The 4,848-nt window shown below is 27.0% G+C and carries 1 protein-coding gene; it reads right to left on the reverse strand.

Annotated elements, in window-relative coordinates:
- Positions 1–320: 320 nt before the first annotated feature.
- A complete protein-coding gene (locus MBORA_RS08245; protein WP_156482715.1) occupies positions 321–4,361 on the reverse strand; it encodes a pseudomurein-binding repeat-containing protein in 4,041 nt (1,346 codons plus the stop codon).
- Positions 4,362–4,848 lie beyond the last annotated feature (487 nt).

Raw genomic sequence — 4,848 nt, forward strand, 5'->3', positions numbered from 1 at the left:
AAAACACAAATAGTATTTAAAACTTTCGTAAAAATCAAAAATGTAAAATCAAAAAGAAGACCAAATAGACAAAATTGAAAAATTAAACACTATTTATATACAAAAGACCTAACAAATTGACAGTCCCCTAAAGATTTTAGGTAATTAATATAATTAATCTAGTAGATGTTTAATAAAAAATATTTTTCTAATTTTATATATAACCTTTATAATTTATAGAATCATATGACGCAAAATTAATTAAAAATTATGTAATAAGCTGTTATTGCCCTAAATTTGAGCTTTCAAAAAAAAAAAGAAAAAATATTAATCCTTAAGGATTAATAAGGTAACACGTTAAAGGTTCCCCTTGAAGTATAAGATTTTGTATTCCAATTATTTATCTTATCATAAGTATTTCTACTACTAGTAGTATCTAAAGCATGCCAAGAGCCATCAATCTGAATCTGAACCCATACATGACCATAAGTTTTACCACTAGTAAATGTGCAATACCCTGTAGCAAATCTTGCAGTTAAACCAGCAGATCTAGCTAAAGCAACTAATAATTGTGCTTGGTCACAACAGTTACCAGACCCAGATGTTAAAGTTCCACTGGCTCCTTTTACAGTATTATAATAGAAAGAATATGAAATTTTATCCCTAACATAAACAAATAATGCATTAGCTTTTGCTTTTTGAGAAGTTAAACCTTTAGTTAACTCTTTAGCTAATTCAGAAATTGAAGTTGGATAATTTGTTGTAGAAGCTTTGTAGACAATCTCAACATAATTTGGTAATCTATTATTATTACCATAAAATGTTAATGATCTTGAAAATGAATCTACTAATTCATCATAAGCAATATTTCCAATAGCTGATGTGGCATAATTTGGAGCTTTTTTATTAGCACTTATGTAATTAACTACTGAATTTGCTAATTTAATAAGGTTAGCTTTTGATAATTGTTCACCATTAAAGTTCTTTCCAGAAGGTGAACTTGGATTACTAACAGCAATTGCAGTAATTGATTTAGTATTACCATTACTTAACTGAACAATAGCTTTACTCATTAAATATAAGAACTCTGCAGTTGAATATTTACCTTCAGCTATAGTGACTGTAGATGGAAGCTTACCATAAGTCTTATAATATTCGCTTAATGATTTAGCTCCTTTTAAAATATTTTTATAATCTACATTTTTATATTTTGAATCAACACTTGGTGTAGTTGCTTTAAATGTAGCATTTACAAATACACTTTCTGGTAATCTGTTATTAGCACTATAAAAACTTAATATTTTAGCATAAGAATATACTAATGAATTATAAGGAATATTACCTAATGGACTACTTGCATAGTTTGGAGCTTTAGAATTAGACTTAATAAAAGAAATAATCCTATTATTTAAATCCATGTAATCTTTCTTATTTAAATCACTTTGATTAAAAGATCCTGAGCTAGAAGCTGCACCTACAACAATAGGTAAAATTTCTATATTGAAATTTGAATTGCCAATAGATTCCAATGCTTTAGACATCAAGTATAAAAATTGTGGAGTTAAATAAGACTCTCCATTAACAGATACAGTATTAGGTAATTTACCATTAGTTTCTACATAAGTTTTTAAACTAATAGCTGAAGTTATAATATCGCTAATAGTAACAGAACCACTATAAGACGGAGAAGATGTTTTATCCGATAAATCGTTGAAATTTATTAAATTAGACATACCCCATCTAAATACAATAACACCATTAGCTGTTGAATCAAGCGCTGCTTGTGCATCATTAGTTAAAGCTGAACTAGATAATTTAGTTAAATCATCATCAGACTTATATGATTGAATACCTGCCCATACTTTAGCTCCTTTTGAGTTATCAACATACCATTTAGTTATTGATGTAATCCAAGATGTTGATTTACCATAATTTCCTTTATAAACCATAGGAAGAACAATATCCATGTATTGACTAATAACTGAATAATCTTGCCCATAATACTTTATGCTACTTGTAGTTTCCGGCATTAAAGCCGCTGAAACCAAACAATTAGGATTTGCTGCATGAATTGCAGTTACAGCTTGTTTTACGAATGTATTAATAGCTGCAGTACCACCATTTGTTTTATATGCAGTACCTGGGTATCTAATATAATCAAAATGAATACCAGAAACACCTTTCATAGATGCGTATTTTACAGCCTCATTAATTTTTTGAGTAAAATATGAAGTGTACGGTAATCCGTTTTTGACTGGATTTACCCATTTTCCACCTTGATAAAATGTTTGCATCCAAATATGAACTTTAATTCCTTTAGTGTTAGCATTTCCAATCCATTTCAATACTTTTGATTCACCATGCTTTTCAAATGCATAATAATTCAAAAATATATCAGTAGTTCCTTTGGAAGCTAAAGTATCTAAATTAACATTATTCATGTCTCCACCAAATAACCAATATCCATACCCTGTTGAATTTTTCTTTTCAACACTTATGTTAATTGTATTATTACTTGGAGCATAATCATTATTTCCACCATACTTAAATATAACAGAATAATTGTTTGGAGCAACATTTACTGAAAATGTAGCATAACCATTTGAAGCAGTAGTCGCTGCATAAGTTTTAGAGTTAATAGCTAATTTAACAACTTGATTACTTATTGGTTTTTTACTTGAATCAAGCAATAAAACTTTATAACTTTGTGTTCCTTGATAAAAGTTTGTTCCACTTTTCCATGTGATAGAAGTAGGAGATCTTTCTTTAACAGTTATACCTGCACTTCCACTAGCAGCATTGATTTTTGATTCACCTTTAAATGAATAATCAATTGTATATTTACCAATAGCTAAATCAATAGGTAAAGATACTATACCACTCTTATCAGTAGTTTTAGTATAAGTTTTACCATTTACTTTAAAAGTTACAGTTTTTTTATCTAAAGCTATACCACTAGCAGTTAGGGATACTTTAAATGGTGTGTTTGCACCTTGCCCAAAAGTAGTTGTACTTTTGACTGTAAACTTGGAAGTTTTACTTGGTAGTACTACTAATTTATTAGATGCGCTAGATTTATAATAAAAGGAATTACCTGTAAATTTATAATTTACTGTATATGATCCCTTAGATAATTTAGCTAATTTAATTGTAGCTACACCTTTACTATTTGTAATACCAGTATATGTTTTACCTTTAACAGTAACTTTAATAACTTTACCTGAACCCGGTGCATAACCAAATTTATTAAGTAAAGTCACTTTTATTCTTTTAGTATCACCAGTTAAATATACATATGAACTAGTTTTAAGTGAAGTAGATGATTTACGTATAACATTAATAGTATTACTTTTAGTCAAACCATCATTATTATATGAAATTATTTTATATGTACCTTTCATAAGATTAGTTAATGATAAGGTAGCTACACCTTTACTATTAGTCTTAGTTTTATATGTTTTACCATTAACCTTAAACTTAATATATTTATTAGCTAATGCTTTACCATCACTTTTTAAAAATTTAGCAGTGAACTTTCTACTATCAGTATATACTTTAGATATATCACTTGCTGTAATAGTAGATAATACTTTAACAGTAGTTCTTAAAGTATAACCAGTAATAGGATCATATGCATATGCATCATAAGTTCTAGGTTTAAGATTAATTGCTAAGCTAACTACACCTTTACTATCAGTTTTAACAGTATATGTTTTACCGTTAATATTTATTTTTACATTAGTGTTAGCTAATGCTTTTCCCTGAGTAGTAAAAAATGTAGCAGTATATTTTGCACTACCCTTGTAATATTTAGAAATATCCTTAGATGTTATAGTTGGAAGTATTCTAACAGTACCTGAGATATTAGACAAATTATAGCTATCATTACCTTCATATGATATAGTAGTTACATATGAACCTGGATTAAGTTCAATTTTTGCACTAGCTAAACCATTTGAATTGGTTTTAGTTTCATAAATTTTAGAACCAACTTTAATAATAACTTTTTGATCAGCTATTCCAGTACCATTTGAATCTTTTAGAGTAACTTCAAAATTAGATCCATAGTATATATCTGAACTAGATGATTCTAATGAAGTATTTACTTTTGGAGATTCGTTCAATACACTATTCTCTAAAGATTCTCCTAGAGTGTTATTTGATAAATTATTTGAATTATCAGATTCTAAAACTGCATTTTCATCTGCATTACTCTGTGATACACTCAAATCATTTTCACTTGATGGTGAAATTACAGACGAATCATTTGTTTGATCTGCAGAATACAAATCCGTAACATTTTCATCACTTGCTGAAATTGCACTAGCAGATAATATAATTGTTAATACAATAAACACAAGTAACAATATTCGTTTTTTCAAAATATTTTACCTCCATAACATTAAATTCGACAACCAATGAGAAATTAATCTCATTACGAAATTATTTATTATGAAAATAGTATATAAATCTATTTATTTAAAATAAGCTCTTAAAATAGTTTAATTTTTAAAAATAAACATTAAATTACATCAATTATACATTTTTAGTGATAATTCAATTGAATTAGCCTATAAAAAGTTAATATTAAATGAATTATTGTTTAACCTAAATTATTTATATGAAACTAAAAAATATAAGTAAATTAATTATTAGATGAAAATAACAATAATGTGAAGTTTTTATAACTAAAAACATTGATTTAACCTATTTTATACCTAAAAAAAACAGGTTTAATAAAGTATAGTTAATTACTAAACTTTTGATATAAATGTTTCACACCAATGTATTGTAATATTGTTCTTTTCAATATTTTCATTGAAGGTTTTTTTGACTAGTTCTTTTAGATGTTCTTTGGATTTTAGGTAT

Origin of the sequence: Methanobrevibacter oralis (assembly GCF_001639275.1) — an archaeon.
In the GTDB taxonomy this organism is placed as follows: domain Archaea; phylum Methanobacteriota; class Methanobacteria; order Methanobacteriales; family Methanobacteriaceae; genus Methanocatella; species Methanocatella oralis.